The sequence below is a fragment of the Williamsia sp. genome (assembly GCF_036566845.1).
Lineage (GTDB): Bacteria > Actinomycetota > Actinomycetes > Mycobacteriales > Mycobacteriaceae > Williamsia.
The window spans coordinates 12870-27475 of the sequence record NZ_DATCVM010000080.1 but is presented as its reverse complement, the minus strand read 5'-3'; the positions used below and the strand labels follow the sequence as shown (position 1 = coordinate 27475).

General features: G+C 65.6%; 11 protein-coding genes and 1 pseudogene. 3 read left to right on the top strand and 9 right to left on the bottom strand.

Annotated elements, in window-relative coordinates:
* Positions 1-174 (top strand): annotated as a pseudogene (locus VIQ49_RS06710) (3-phosphoshikimate 1-carboxyvinyltransferase); the annotation flags it as partial.
* The gene (gene rsgA / locus VIQ49_RS06705) at positions 171-1163 is read left to right on the top strand and encodes a ribosome small subunit-dependent GTPase A (protein WP_331882322.1); all 993 of its coding nucleotides are present in this window, start codon (positions 171-173) and stop codon (positions 1161-1163) included. The pseudogene VIQ49_RS06710 and the gene rsgA, both read left to right, overlap by 4 nt.
* Positions 1164-1183: 20 nt before the next feature.
* Here the strand turns inward: rsgA and VIQ49_RS06700 are convergent, their stop codons facing one another.
* Together VIQ49_RS06700 and VIQ49_RS06695 are read right to left on the bottom strand one after the other, a co-directional pair.
* Positions 1184-2437, bottom strand: a complete 1254-nt coding sequence (locus tag VIQ49_RS06700; protein WP_331882320.1) for an acyl-CoA desaturase — start codon at positions 2435-2437, stop codon at positions 1184-1186.
* Positions 2438-2553: 116 nt separating this feature from the next.
* Positions 2554-3855, bottom strand: a complete 1302-nt coding sequence (locus tag VIQ49_RS06695) for a fatty acid desaturase (protein WP_331882318.1) — start codon at positions 3853-3855, stop codon at positions 2554-2556.
* Positions 3856-4274: 419 nt separating this feature from the next.
* Between VIQ49_RS06695 and VIQ49_RS06690 the strand changes: the two genes are divergently transcribed.
* Positions 4275-5732, top strand: coding sequence for a DEAD/DEAH box helicase (locus VIQ49_RS06690; RefSeq protein WP_331882315.1), 1458 nt, complete (start codon positions 4275-4277; stop codon positions 5730-5732).
* Positions 5733-5796: 64 nt separating this feature from the next.
* Here the strand turns inward: VIQ49_RS06690 and VIQ49_RS06685 are convergent, their stop codons facing one another.
* The 7 genes from VIQ49_RS06685 to VIQ49_RS06655 form a co-directional block, all read right to left on the bottom strand.
* Entirely contained in the window at positions 5797-6918 is a 1122-nt protein-coding gene (locus tag VIQ49_RS06685; RefSeq protein WP_331882313.1) for a ferredoxin reductase, read from the bottom strand.
* A 150-nt stretch (positions 6919-7068) separates the two neighbouring features.
* Entirely contained in the window at positions 7069-7581 is a 513-nt protein-coding gene (locus tag VIQ49_RS06680) for a DUF6912 family protein (RefSeq protein WP_331882311.1), read from the bottom strand.
* A 59-nt stretch (positions 7582-7640) separates the two neighbouring features.
* Positions 7641-9077, bottom strand: a complete 1437-nt coding sequence (locus VIQ49_RS06675; RefSeq protein WP_331882309.1) for a wax ester/triacylglycerol synthase family O-acyltransferase — start codon at positions 9075-9077, stop codon at positions 7641-7643.
* 75 nt (positions 9078-9152) lie between these two features.
* The gene (locus VIQ49_RS06670; protein WP_331882307.1) at positions 9153-9719 is read right to left on the bottom strand and encodes an Rv3235 family protein; all 567 of its coding nucleotides are present in this window, start codon (positions 9717-9719) and stop codon (positions 9153-9155) included.
* A gap of 152 nt (positions 9720-9871) precedes the next feature.
* Positions 9872-12700, bottom strand: coding sequence for a preprotein translocase subunit SecA (gene secA, locus VIQ49_RS06665; RefSeq protein ID WP_331882304.1), 2829 nt, complete (start codon positions 12698-12700; stop codon positions 9872-9874).
* A 130-nt stretch (positions 12701-12830) separates the two neighbouring features.
* Complete coding sequence (gene hpf, locus VIQ49_RS06660) at positions 12831-13517, bottom strand: ribosome hibernation-promoting factor, HPF/YfiA family (protein ID WP_414731591.1); 687 nt, start codon at positions 13515-13517, stop codon at positions 12831-12833.
* 376 nt (positions 13518-13893) lie between these two features.
* Complete coding sequence (locus VIQ49_RS06655) at positions 13894-14577, bottom strand: ComF family protein (protein WP_331882301.1); 684 nt, start codon at positions 14575-14577, stop codon at positions 13894-13896.
* Positions 14578-14606: the final 29 nt, after the last annotated feature.

Sequence of the window (14606 nt, the reverse complement as noted above, 5' to 3'; positions counted from 1 at the left end):
GAGCCGGCGCCGCTGCACGGCGGCACCTGGCATTCGTACGCCGATCATCGGATGGCCACAGCGGGAGCCCTGATCGGGCTCGTCACCGATGGGGTCAGCGTCGACGATGTCGAGACCACCGCCAAGACCCTGCCGGACTTTCCGGGTATGTGGGCGAGGATGATCAGCGCTTGAGCAAGCGGCAGTACGACGAATCCGACGTCCGGGTACGCCCGAGCCGGGGAAGTCGGCCGCGCACCAAAACCCGTCCCACCCACGACGACGCGGCCACCGCGATGGTGGTCTCCGTCGACCGGGGCCGGTGGGGTTGCGTACTGGAAGACGACCAGGATGTCCGGGTTGTCTGTATGCGGGCCCGCGAACTCGGCCGCACCCCCATCGTGGTCGGTGACGACGTGTCGGTGGTCGGCGACCTGTCCGGCAAACCGGACACCCTGGCCCGGATCGTGCGGGTGGCTCCCCGGCGAACAGTGTTGCGTCGCACCGCCGATGACACCGATCCCTACGAGCGGATCGTCGTCGCGAACGCCGATCAGCTCCTGATCGTGACCGCACTGGCCGATCCCCCGCCGCGGACCGGTTTTGTCGAACGCGCGCTGGCCGCAGCCTATGTCGGTGGCCTCCAACCGGTTCTGTGCCTCACCAAGGGTGATCTCGCGGATCCCGAGTTGTTCCGTTCCGCCTTTTCCGATCTCGACCTCCCGGTCCTGCTGGCCGGGCGCGACGATCCTCTGGAGCCGGCGCAGAAACTACTGGCTGGCAAGGTCACCGCGCTGATCGGCCACAGTGGCGTCGGAAAGTCGACGCTGGTGAATCGTCTTGTGCCCGATGCCTATCGGGCCACCGCGGTGGTGTCCGGGGTGGGCAAGGGACGTCACACGTCCACCCAGTCGGTGGTCCTGCCCCTGCCCGGCGGCGGATGGGTGGTCGACACACCCGGCATCCGGTCGTTCGGTCTGGCCCACATCGGGCCCGAAGACGTCATCGGAGCGTTCGAGGATCTGAGCGAGGCCATCGAGAAGTGCCCACGCGGGTGCACCCATCTCGGACCGCCGGCAGATCCCGAGTGTGCGCTCGACGCGTTGACCGGACAACACCATCGCCGGGCGATGGCCGTCCGCGAACTCATCGCGGCACTCAGTGTGGCAAACCACTGGGATTAGGTGAGCGTCCCGCTCCGGGATCAACTGGCGCGCAATACCTTCCGGCGTGCCTTGAGCTCGGCAATCGCGGTCTTCAATCCGTCACGCTTGCCTTCGCCCGCCGCCACGAGCCGCTTACCGCGTTCGGCCGCCGCGGCCCGCAACTCGGCAAACTTCTTCTCTGACGCGGTTTCCGGGGCATCATCGGCACTGGCGATGAGCATGCTGTTCGGCAGCGACAACTTATTGATCGTCCGGAACGTCTGCCAGTACTGGCGGCCCAGCGAACCCGTGGTGTACGGCAGATCGTACTTCTCGCAGAGCTGCCGAACCCGCACCGCCACCTCGGCATACCGGTTCGACGGCAGGTCAGGGAACAGGTGGTGTTCGATCTGGTAGCAGAGGTTGCCGCTCATGAATGCCATCGCCGGGCCGGCATCGAAGTTCGCCGAGCCCAGCATCTGCCGCAGATACCACTGGCCAGACGTCTCGTCGACGAGTGACTCCTCGGTGAACTTCTCGGCACCGTCCGGGAAGTGACCACAGAAGATGACCAGGTACGCCCAGATGTTGCGGACGAAGTTGGCGGTGAGGTTGGCAACCAATGTGCTTCGCGCCGACCCGACGGACAGCAGCGGGAAGATCACGTAGTCCTTGGCCAGCTGCCGGGCGACCTTCTTGGAGAAGTCCTTGATCTGCGGAACCGCGATCTCCTTGGGCTTCTCTCCCTTGAAGAACTCCTTGAGCTCGAGGTCGTGCAGCCCGATTCCCCACTCGAAGGTGGCGGCCAGGAAGAGGTTCGCCAGCGGCTGGGCCGAGTGCTTCCACTGCCACGGCTCGTCGCGGGTGACCCGCAGGAGGCCGTACCCGATGTCGTGATCCTTGTTGAGCACATTGGTGTACTTGTGATGGATGTAGTTGTGGGAGTGCTTCCAGTGCGCCGAGTAGCAGACCATGTCCCACTCCCACGATGTGGAGTGGACTTCGGGATCGTTCATCCAATCCCACTGGCCGTGCATGACGTTGTGGCCGAGTTCCATGTTCTCGATGATCTTCGCCGCGGAGAGCAACGACGTCCCGGTCAGCCACAGAAGTCGATTCCGGCTGCCCAACAACGCAATTCGGCCACCGACCTCCAAGACCCGCTGGGCCATGATGGCACGCCGCAAGTACCTTGCGTCGCGAACACCACGATCCGATTCGATCTCGCGCCGCAGGGCGTCGAGCTCGGCACCGAGCGCCTCCACATCCGACTCGGTCAGATGTGTGTATTCATTGATGTCAGTGATTGCCATGCGCCTGTGTAACTCCCTTGCCGGCGTCGCCCTGGGCCGATGCGGCCCGAGCCCACGGCCGACCGCCATCGTTCACGTCCAGCGTACGGCGTTCGGCGCCCGGGCGCCGACCCTTGTCAGGCAGCACGCACGTCTTTGGACTGCCGCGCCCCGGCGAGCGCCGCGACCGGTGAGCGCCTGCGACGAAGTCTGCCGATCGCGCTGCGCAGGCCGGTGCGACGGCCCGTGGCCGGATCGACTGTCGCAGTGAGACGTTGGTCGGGGTCGGACTTGAAACGCAGTTCCGACGCCGTCTCGGGGGCGTTGTCGACCGTGCCCTTCAGGTACTTGTTCGGCAACGACAGCTTCGCGATCGTCCGCCACGACTTCGCGTACTGGACGAGGAACGGACCAGTTGTGTAGGGCAGGTCGTACTTGTCGCACAGGGCGCGCACGCGCACGGCGATCTCTGCGTACCGGTTGGACGGCAGATCAGGGAACAGGTGGTGCTCGATCTGATAGCTCAGGTTGCCGCTCATGAACGCCAGCGTCTTGCCCGAGTTGAAGTTGGCACTCCCCAGCATCTGGCGCAGGTACCAGTGGGCCTGTGATTCGCCTTCGAGATCCTGCTTGGTGAACTTCTCTGCCCCATCAGGGAAGTGTCCGCAGAAGATCACCGCGTTGGTCCAGATGTTGCGGATCGTGTTGGCGGCAAATGTCGCGGTCATCGCGCGCAGCCAGGTCTTGCGTGACCGGGTGACGGCTCCGACCAGCGCCGGGTACACCACATAGTCCTTGCCGACCTGCTTGCCGACCTTCATGCCGACGTCGCGAAGGTCCTGTTTGAAGCCCTCCGGATTCGGATGCCGGCCCACTGCCACCCGCCCGAGCTCCAGGTGCTGCACGGCGACGCCGTACTGGAAGAACAGCATCAGCAGGGTGTTGTAGGCGATGTTGCCGAGATAGAAGGGCTTCCATCGCTGGTCGCGGGTGACGCGGATCAGGCCGTAGCCCACATCGTCATCCATGCCGAGCACGTTTGTGTACTTGTGGTGGATGTAGTTGTGCGTGTGCTTCCAGTGTGCGGACGGGCCGGTGTTGTCCCATTCCCATCCGGTGGAGTGGACCTCGGGATCGTTCATCCAATCCCACTGGCCGTGCATCACGTTGTGGCCCAGCTCCATGTTCTCCACGATCTTGGAGACACCGAGCACACCCGCGCCCAGGGCCCAGATCTTGCGGTTGCCGGCGCCGAACAGCAGCGCCCGTCCCGAAAGCTCCAGTCCGCGCTGGAAGCGGATGGAGTTGCGAATGTAGTTGGCATCGCGTTCGCCACGATCGTTCTCGATGTCGCGACGGATGGCGTCGAGTTCGTGACCGAGCGCTTCGACGTCGGCGTCCGTCAGGTGTGCGTACTCCGGAATGTCGGTAATTGCCACCGCTTCGACCTCTCGTAGGGGGACCGATCCGAGGTCAGCGCAGCGTTGCGACAAACCTACGGATACGTAACTTACGCAATCGTAGGTTACGTCCCGAGAGGTGTCCAGGGGAGGGTGAGACTGATCTCACCTGCCGCTCGATGGGAGGAAACCGGGCCCGCCGGGCTATGCTGGTCGAGTACTTCGCGCAAGATGCGCGGAACCGTCGTGGAACTGCTTCCTCGTGACGTGGCCTCCGGGGAGACCCGAGTCCACCTGTTGCGAGTCGATCAACCCCACTGAGCTATTCACACGGCGATCGTTACTGCCCACCGTTTGCGGTGGTCGACCCAGTGTCGGCCCACAGATCAGGGCGGTCGCGCCAACCAGCGGTGAATCGTGCTCGAGACGCCGCGTAATCCAGAAACGTGATCTATTTGATGACCCCTGTTTCCAGTCCTGCCACAACAACTTTCGCCGAACTCGGCGTCCCCGCGAGCCTGGTCAAGTCCCTGACCGCCAGCGGGATCACCTCCCCCTTCCCCATCCAGGCCGACACCCTTCCCGACAGCCTCTCCGGCCGGGACGTGCTGGGCCGCGGAAAGACCGGCAGCGGCAAGACGCTCGCCTTCTCGATTCCGCTCGTCGCCCGCCTCGCGTCCGGTTCGTCAGCCGGAGCCGGCCGCCCCCGCGGCCTGATCCTGGCTCCGACCCGCGAGCTGGCCACCCAGATCACGGCCGTCGTTCAGCCGCTGGCCCAGGCACTCGGCCTGACCGTGACGACCATCTTCGGTGGTGTCCCCCAGGGTCGCCAGGCCTCGGCACTGCGCGCAGGCGTCGACATCGTGGTGGCCTGCCCCGGTCGCCTCGAAGACCTCATGCGTCAGCGCCTGGTGCGTCTGGACCGCGTCGAGATCTCCATCCTCGACGAGGCCGACCACATGGCCGACCTCGGCTTCCTGCCCGGCGTCACCCGCATCCTGACCGCCACCCCTGAAGGCGGACAGCGCCTGCTGTTCTCGGCAACCCTCGACAACGGTGTCGACAAGCTGGTCAAGCGTTTCCTCAACCAGCCCGTCATGCACTCGGTCGACGAGGCCACCTCTCACGTCTCCGCGATGACCCACCACATCTACGAGGTCTCCGGCGCCGACTCCAAGAAGGGTGTCGTCTTCGCGCTCGCCTCGGGCAAGGGCCGTCGCATCCTCTTCATGCGCACCAAGCACCAGGCCCGCAAGCTGGCCAAGCAGCTCACCGACGCCGGCATCCCCAGCGTCGACCTGCACGGCAACCTCTCGCAGGGTGCCCGTGACCGCAACCTCCTCGCGTTCTCCAGCGGCAAGGCACGCGTCCTCGTCGCCACCGACGTCGCGGCCCGCGGCGTGCACGTCGACGACGTCGAACTCGTTGTCCACGTCGATCCGCCGGCCGAGCACAAGGCGTACCTGCACCGCTCGGGTCGTACCGCGCGCGCCGGCAGCGCCGGTGACGTCGTCACCCTGACCCTCCCCGAGCAGCGTCGCGACATGTCGCAACTGCTGCGCAAGGCCGCCATCAAGGCGACCCCGATCAGGGTGACCGCCGATTCGGCAGAGCTCAAGGCACTCGTCGGCGAAACCGCCGACCTGGTTGCCCCGCCCGCCGTGACCTCGGTTCCCAACCGCTCGGTGAAGTCGCCGGGCAGCCGCACCGGCCGTCGCCCGCGCCCCACCGCTGACGGATCGGCGCCCTACGAGGGCCGTGGTCGCGGACAAAGCGCCCGTTCGCAGGGTGGCCGCGCCGCAGCCGGCCACACCGAAGGTGGTCGCAGCCGCGGTGGATACACCGGACACAGCGGTGGCGGTTCCTCACAGGGCGGCGCCCGTCGCAGCCAGTCGCGCTCGAGCAGCGCGCGCTAGATCTCTGAACCGAAAAGCGGGGCCCGAGTCGACGACCCGGGCCTCGCTTTTTCGTCGATCCGGGTCAGACCTCCAGGGTGCAGTCCCCTGCCGCGACACTGACACACGTCTGAATGCGTTCGCCGGCAACGTGTTCCGCGCCACTGCGCAAGTCCCGGACAACACCCTTGTCGAGCATCACCACACAGCTCTGGCAGATACCCATCCGGCAACCGAACGGCATCTGCACCCCGGCGTCCTCACCCGCGGACATCAACGTGGTCGCGCCATCAGCTGTGGCGGCGCGCCCCGTCTTCGAGAACGTGATCGTGCCGCCCTCGGCACCGACCTCACCGCGTTCGAGCGCAAAGCGCTCGATGTGGAGATGATCCCGCAATCCGGCCTGCGTCCACATCTGGGTCAGCGAGTCGAGCATGGGAGCCGGGCCACAGGCCCAGGTCTGACGTTGCGCCCAATCGGGGCACAGTGCGGTCAGACCTTCCGGGTCGATCTTGCCCTGGGCCCGGGTCCGCTGAACATGGACCCGCAACAGTCCGTCGGCCTCGAACTGCTCGAGTTCGGCGCCGAACATGAGGTCGCTGTCGGTGGGTACCGAATGGATCAGATGGACGTCGGTGTGCTGTTTGCGTGACGACATCGTCCGCAACATCGACATGATCGGCGTGATGCCACTGCCCGCCGTGACGAACAGCAATTTCTCAGGCAGCTCCGCCGGAAGGACGAACTCCCCCTGCGGCGCGGCGAGCCGCACCACCGTGCCGGGCGCCAAACCGTTGACGAGGTGGCCGGACAGGAACCCCTCGGCCATCGCCTTCACCGTGATCGACACAACCTTGCCGTGCGTGTCGGAGGTGGTCTGCGGCACCGACGTCAACGAATACGACCGCCATGTCCAGCGGCCTTCGACCAGAACACCGATTCCCATGTACTGCCCGGGGTGGTAGTCGAATGAAAAACCCCAGCCCGGTTTGATCACAAGCGTCGCCGAGTCGGCCGTCTCGGGACGCACCTCCACGATCTTGCCGCGCAGTTCCCGCGCCGACCACAGCGGATTCGCAAGATGCAGGTAGTCGTCGGGCAACAGCGGCGTCGTGACCCGCGATGCCGCGGCACGGACCATGTTGACCGCCCGGCTACGGCTCGCGATATCGCGCACCGGCTCCTCGAATCGTTCACGCAAACCCATCAGGTGCCTCCAGTCGAAAAGCAATGTCGGTCGAGATCCGCGTTCGGCCGTGCCAGCCCATGTGCCGCTAACCTACGCTACCGTAGGTTAGCGGAAACAGCGGTGCCCCGACCTCCCCAGTGTGCGCCGCCACAGCGCTCGAGGAGTGTGTCAGAGGAGTTCGAGCAGGAAGGGAAGTTCCTGGGTGGCGTACCAGCCCAGGTCGAAGTCCTCGACGTCTCCGATCGCCAGTTCGGCATCCTCGTCGCCGAGGTCCGCGGCGTCGACGAGTTCCATCGCCCGGATGACCTTGTCCTCCGCTTCCGAGCCGTCGACCAGCAGTGATGCGACGTCCGCGAGGGTAACCATCCCCGGGGTCTTCACCACCGCGACGTCGAGATCCGGCCGCAGCTTCACCTCGTCGACGTCAGCGGCGATCACCACTCGGCGTGCCGGCAACGATGCCCCTTCATCGGCCCCGTCGCCCTCGGCCGCCATCAGCCGCAGCGAGGCCCGGGCGGCCTCGCGAATCGCGGCTTCGGCCAGTTCCTCGTCGTCACCGTCGAGGTACGACTCCCGAAGCGCCGGTGTCAGTGCAAAAGCCGTACCGCCGACGGGCCGGAACTCTCCGGCGGTGCTGAGCGCTGTCAGCATCGACAGGGTGGCGGGTAGATAAATTCTCATCGGACCTTTTCTCAGTGGACTCGGAGGGCGTGACGCTGTGGAGATGTCACCGATGGGTGTCACCGGTGTGGAAGCAGTTCTTCGAACGAGTCGGTGAGATATTCGGCCATCGCACCGAGATCCCACATCACACCGCGATCGGCATTGAAGCCGAAGCCGATCCGGCCGTTGTACGACGTGATGCCGATCGCCAGCGCACGTTTGCGGACCAGGACCGGAACCGGATAGATGGCCAGGATCTCGTTGCCGCCCAGGTATTGCGCGGCGCGCGGACCGCGGGCGATGGTGACCGGCACGTTGAACGACCGCCGCGACAACGACACCGCCGCCCGCGCGCTCATCGCGTGGAACGTGGCCGGGCCGATCTCCGGAATCCACGGTTCGACCGCAGCCGACCAGTTCCTGTTCGAATGCGAATGCCGCTCGGCCAGTTGCGCCACCTGTGACAGCCGCACGGCCGGATTCGGTTCCCCCACCGGCAGATCGGTGACGAATCCCTGCAGCCCGCCAACCATCCACGATGCGGACGACGACTCACCCTGCGCATCGAGATCGGTGTCGAACTCGGGTTCGGCGTGCCCCGCCGGGTAGGCCGAACACGGAACCATCACACGCACGGTTTCCACCTGGTCCACGGCCTGGGACCGCGAGAGCAACCATCGACGGATGGCTCCCGCGATCGCTGCCAGGAGCACGTCGTTGGGGGTGCAACCGTGTCGCTCGGCGATGTCCACACAGTCCTCGGCCGAGCAAGATGCCACCGTGAAGCGACGGGTTGGGGCGGTGGAACCGTTGAGCGGACTCGACGGGGCCGTCGTCGTGGCCATCTTCATCACCGACTCCACCCGGCGGACCGCGCCGGACAGTGCCTGTCCCACCGAGGCGAGCTGGTTGGACGCCGTGCGCACCTGATCGACCATCTCCCACGGTCTGGTCAGGACATCGGTGATCGCGCCGACCACCAGTTCCCCACTGCCCGGCTCGCGATCGGGCAGCCAGAGATCCTCCGGCATCGACGGTGGCTCGCGGGTGTCGTCGACGATGATCTGATTGATCTCGAAGGCCTCGGACCCATCGACCAGTGCTCGATGGGTCTTTGTCAGGATCGCCATCCGGTCGTCCGACAGGCCCTCGACGAGATACATCTCCCAGAGCGGGCGGGTGCGTTCCAACGGGCGCGACATCAGCCGCGCGACGAGGTCGTGGAGCTGGTCGTCGGCGCCCGGACTCGGCAGCGCCGAGCGGCGAACGTGGTAGGTGATGTCGAACTCGCGATCGTCCACCCAGACCGGGCGGGCCAGGCCGAGCGTGACCTCCCGGATCTTCTTGCGATACCGCGGGACCAGCTGGAGGCGACTCTCGACCGTACGCAAAAGGCCCTGGTAGTCCAGGCCTCCCGGTCGACGTTCGACGATCAGGAGTGAACCCACCTGCGTTGTCGAGCCGCGGTCATCGAGGTAGTAGTACATCGAATCCTGGGGCGACAGCCGGTTCACAGCGCCAATCGTAACCGGGAGGGCACCCGCCCGGGTGCCGCCAACCATTGACCTGCACGTCCAGCGCGTCGCCGATCAGCCAACACTCACCGACACCAGGACACACCGCGGCTCTCTGCGTCTGCGTCCCCCTGGCGTGGCGGGGCGGACGGGCATCAGGCGACGCTCCACACGGGCACCCATCGCCTGGACCCTGCCACCCCGGCTGTAGACCACGGTGATCTCGGCGACGTCCGGGCGCGGGTGCTGGGTGTGCAACCGCAGCAGTGTGCAGGCCGGTCCCCTGGCGACGTCGGCCGCCAGCAGCACCCGGAACTGATCAACGATGTGCGGCAACGCGACAGCGCCCAGATGCGACACGGGCCGGCGGCCTCCCATCATCTCGAGCAACACCGTTGTGGCACTGATGGCGAACCTGCGCAATCCGACATCGACCAGATCGGGTGGCGGCACCGGAACCCGTTGCGGAACAGCAGTATCGGACGGCGCCGGCCTCGACGGCCCGAGACCCAGCGGGGGCGGCTCGCTGTTGGGCACCCGGCTGATCCGCAGGCCCCCACCAGGATCTGCACCATCGGCCCCGGCACAGCCGCCCGCACCGCCTCCCCCACAGCCGATCTCGGCGATATCCGTTGTTGTCATGGCGCCCCCCGGGCCGTGTCCGGCAGGACCGGCGACGCCGGTCCGGGTACCGGAAAACCCGGATACCAGCAGTACGACGCGTACTGCCCGTCCCTGGTTCCTTTCGGAAGCAGAACGGAGGTATCCGGGTTCTCCGAGCGCGGTTGGGGAGGTCAGCGCCTCTTGCGGGTCTTCGGCGGCTTCGGGGCGTCGCCCTTCGATCCGGCCCGAGCAGCGGCGCGCCGCTCCTTGCGGGTACCCGACTGTCCGTCCGGGGAGGCAGCGGACCTACGGACCTGTGTACCGCCGGACTCGGACGGGCCGCTGTACGTCAGACCCGCGTTGACCGAACCGTCGTCGATGCCCTTGGCCCGCAACGCCGCCGGTGCAGCCGAACGGGCCGGTGCGGGCTGTTCGGTGGGCAGCGCGGCCGGCGCGGCCGGAGTCTTTGCAGGCGGCGCTGCCGCGGCGGCCGGCTGGGCCGGCGCCGGGGCCGGGGTGGCCTCGACACTGACGTTGTACAGGAACCCGACCGATTCTTCTTTCAGGCCTTCGAGCATGCCCGTGAACATGTCGAAACCCTCGCGCTGGTACTCGACGACCGGGTCACGCTGTGCCATCGACCGCAGATGGATGCCTTCGCGCAGGTAGTCCATCTCGTATAGGTGGTCACGCCATTTCCGGTCGAGCACGCTCAGCAAGATCGTCCGTTCGAGCTGACGCATGGCGGTATCACCGGCAATCGACTCGATCTGGGATTCCCGCTTCTCATATGCCTCATGCGCGTCGGTCACCAGGATCTCGCGCAGTTCCTCGGCATCGATGTCCTTGCGCTCTCCGTACTCGTCCTCTTCGAACAGCTCCTTGTAGTCGAGCTCGATCGGGTACAGCGTCTTCATGGCCGTCCAGAGCTGGTCCAGATCCCAGTCCTCGGTGTAACCCTCCGACGTCGCGCCCTCGACGTACGCGCCGACGACATCGTCGATCATCCGCTTGACCTGCTCGCTGTGATCCTCACCTTCGAGGATCGTGCGGCGCTCGGCGTAGATCACCTTGCGCTGCTGGTTCATCACCTCGTCGTACTTGAGGACATTCTTGCGAACCTCGAAGTTCTGCTGCTCGACCTGGGTCTGCGCGCTGCGGATGGCCTTGGTCACCATCTTTGCCTCGATCGGGACGTCGTCGGGCAGATTCACCCGGTTCATGATCGATTCGAGCGCGGCCCCGTTGAACCGCCGCATCAACTCGTCGCCGAGAGACAGGTAGAACCGCGACTCACCGGGGTCACCCTGTCGACCCGAGCGGCCACGCAACTGGTCGTCGATACGACGCGATTCGTGCCGCTCGGTGCCCAGCACGTACAGACCGCCGGCCTCCTTGACCTTCTCCGCGTCTTCGGCAACCTCGGCCTTCACCGCGGCGATCACCTCATCCCAGGCGGCCTCGTACTGGTCCGGGGTCTCCACCGGGTCCAGCCCGGCCTTGCGCAGACGGATGTCGGCGAGGATGTCGGGGTTACCGCCCAGCACGACGTCGGTACCGCGACCTGCCATGTTGGTGGCGACGGTGACCGCGCCACTGCGTCCGGCCTCTGCGATGATCTGGGCTTCCTGCTCATGGAACTTCGCGTTGAGCACGTTGTGCGGGATGCCACGCTTCTTGAGCTGACGCGCCAGATACTCCGACCGTTCCACGCTGGTGGTACCGATCAGGACCGGCTGGCCCTTCTCATGCCGCTCGGTGATGTCGTCGACCACGGCGTCGAACTTGGCCTCTTCTGTCTTGTAGATCAAGTCGGTCTGATCCGCGCGCAGCATCGGCTTGTTCGTCGGGATCGGCAGCACACCCAACTTGTAGATCTGGTCGAGTTCGGCGGCCTCGGTCTGCGCCGTACCGGTCATGCCCGACAACTTCTCGTACATGCGGAAGTAGTTCTGGAGGGTGATGGTGGCCAGGGTCTGGTTCTCGGCCTTGATCTCGACCCGCTCCTTGGCCTCGATGGCCTGGTGCAGTCCCTCGTTGAAGCGACGACCGTCCAGCACACGGCCGGTGAACTCGTCGACGATGAGGACTTCGCCGTTGCGAACGATGTAGTCCTTGTCGCGCTCGAAGAGTTCTTTGACCTTGATCGCGTTGTTCAGGTAGCTCACCAGCGGCGAGTTGGCGGCCTCGTACAGGTTGTCGATGCCCAGCTGGTCCTCGACGAACTCGACACCCTCTTCGTGCACACCGATGGTGCGCTTGCGGATGTCCACCTCATAGTGGACGTCCTTCTTCAAAAGCGGTGCGATGCGGGCAAATTCGGCGTACCACTTGCTCGACGAATCGGCCGGGCCCGAAATGATCAGCGGGGTCCGCGCCTCGTCGATCAGGATCGAGTCGACCTCGTCCACGATCGCGAATGTATGGCCGCGCTGGACGAGATCGCCGAGCGAGTGCGCCATGTTGTCGCGCAGGTAGTCGAAGCCGAACTCGTTGTTGGTGCCATAGGTGATGTCGGCGGCGTAGGCCTCCCGACGCGCGGCCGGCGTCATGCCGGTCAGGATCACCGCGGTGTCCAGGCCCAGGAACCGGTGGACGCGGCCCATCCACTCGGAGTCACGCTTGGCCAGGTAGTCGTTGACGGTGACGACGTGGACGCCCTCACCGGCCAGCGCATTGAGGTAGGCCGGCAGCACACAGGTCAGGGTTTTACCCTCACCGGTCTTCATCTCGGCGATGTTGCCGAAGTGCAGCGCGGCACCGCCCATGATCTGGACGTGGAAGTGTTTCTGTGAGAGCACCCGCCAAGCAGCTTCGCGGGCTACGGCAAAGGCTTCGGGCAGCAGGTCATCGAGGGTCTCGCCGGCGGCCAACCGTTCCTTGAACTCGTCGGTCTTCGCACGGAGTTGCTCGTCTGACAGGGCTTCGGTCTCTTTGTCGAGCGTCTCCACATGCGTAGCGATTGCATCCAGGCGTTTGACCATCCGGCCTTCGCCGACGCGCAGCAGCTTGTTGAGCACTGGTAATTCCCTCGATCCGGTCGACTACACACGAAATTCGACCTACAGATTCCCGCAGGTCGAACTCCATGGTAGCCAGCGACTCGGCCGACCGAGTCACGCGAGGCGAATCAAGAGCCCCGCCGCGCGCTCAGGCGAGGCGGATCAAGCCGTAATCGAACGCATGCCTGCGGTAGACGACGGACGGTTTGTCGGATTCCTTGTCGTGGAAGAGGAAGAAGTCGTGGCCGACCAATTCCATCTCATAGAGGGCGTCATCGACCGACATCGGCTCGGCGGGATGGTCTTTGACGCGGATGATCTGTCCGGGGCCCGCTGCCTCCGGATCATGGTCGGCCCAACGGTCTTCAGCGCTCGGTTGCGCCGGGGCACTGCCGTTCAGCGACGGATCCGCCGCTGCGGTGGCCTCGGCCACAGAAATAGGTGTTCTCAGGCCGTGGTGAACCTTGCGCCGATCCTTGGTCCGGCGGAGGCGCGATTCGAGTTTGGACAATGCGCCATCGAGTGCGGCGTAGAAGTTGTCTGCGCAGGCCTCTCCTCGGACCACGGGGCCTTTACCCCTGGCGGTGATCTCGAGTCGTTGGCAGACCTTGGACTGACGGCGATTTCGCTCGTGGTGAAGTTCGACATCAAACCGGAAGATCCTGGGATCGAACCGTTCCACACGGGACAGTTTGTCCATCACATGTATGCGGAAGTGGTTGGGAATTTCAACGTTGCGGCCGCTGACCTGCACTTCGGCGTCAGGGCGGGAGAGTTCTTCGGACGATTCGCTTCGGACGTATATACCCGGATCAAACGGGTCGGTACGGGTGATTGTGTCGGGACTCGTGCTGGAATCCGCGCTGTCCGCAGATTCGGAAACGGCTGCCTTGCCGACGCTTGTTGTCACTTGCGATACCTCCTGGATCGGTGAACAAAAATCCCGGTCACCGCAGCGCACATGCTTGCAGCAACCGGTCTGTGAGTTGGGCTCTCACCTCCCCCCGACCGCCTCTTGTCGGCGACCTTTGGTGCGGCTAACTTATGCACCTCCGACCGTAGTCCTCCGGACAACTGTTCGCCACAGTTTTGCCCCTGCCCGTTCACCGGCGCGTCGACTCAGGTCATGCTCGTGGAGCGGCTTTCGCGTCAGTCGAATGACTGTGGGCACCAGATCGTTTCGCTGGGATCCGGCCGGCGCGCACCGCGAATCACGCTGCCGCGATGACCAATACGAGATGGACGTCGATTCCTTCGTGGGCCAGCACCGTGACGGATTCGGCCGCGGTCGCCCCGGTTGTCAGCACGTCGTCCAGCAGGACGACGGCGGCGTCGCGGCCGCGGGTGGGCGCGAGGTCGGTACGAGCGCCACGCCTGATCCGGATGGCGCCGGCGAGATTGTCGCCGCGTTCGTCTGCCAACAGGTGCGCCGAATCACGCGCCCACATCGACGTGATCAGCAGAGGCCTCACCGCCGCCAGATCTCCCAGCGACCGGGCCGCGGAATCGGCGATCGCGGTCACCGGATCACCTCCGCGACGTCGCGCCGACATCGGCCGGGTCGGCGCCGGGATCAACAGCAGACGTTCGGCGGCCGGCAGCTCAGACCAGCGGTCGAGAGCCCGTATTGCCCCGGCCACCGCTGCGCCCAAAGGGGCGGAGAGGTCGCGGCGGCCGCGCTCCTTGAGCTCCAGGATCGCTTGCCGCCGGACGCCCGTGTACCGCCCCAGCGCGTACGCGGGGACAGGCAGGCGAACCCGGGTCCGGACCTCGATCGGCGCGTCGGCGAACGCCGCGGCGCATCCACGACACCACCGGGTCCCGGGCCGGGCACATCCACCGCACTGCAACGGAACCACCAGATCCACCAGCGCCGGCCACACGCGCTCGACCATGGTCGGCAATGATGCCCGGACGCCCACAC

Excerpts from the sequence above, each read along its gene's own strand:
- VIQ49_RS06700 (WP_331882320.1), bottom strand. The coding sequence starts at position 2,437 with ATGGCAATCACTGACATCAATGAATACACACATCTGACCGAGTCGGAT.
- VIQ49_RS06690 (WP_331882315.1), top strand. The coding sequence starts at position 4,275 with ATGACCCCTGTTTCCAGTCCTGCCACAACAACTTTCGCCGAACTCGGC.
- VIQ49_RS06685 (WP_331882313.1), bottom strand. The coding sequence starts at position 6,918 with ATGGGTTTGCGTGAACGATTCGAGGAGCCGGTGCGCGATATCGCGAGC.
- VIQ49_RS06680 (WP_331882311.1), bottom strand. The coding sequence starts at position 7,581 with ATGAGAATTTATCTACCCGCCACCCTGTCGATGCTGACAGCGCTCAGC.
- VIQ49_RS06670 (WP_331882307.1), bottom strand. The coding sequence starts at position 9,719 with ATGACAACAACGGATATCGCCGAGATCGGCTGTGGGGGAGGCGGTGCG.
- VIQ49_RS06655 (WP_331882301.1), bottom strand. The coding sequence starts at position 14,577 with ATGGTCGAGCGCGTGTGGCCGGCGCTGGTGGATCTGGTGGTTCCGTTG.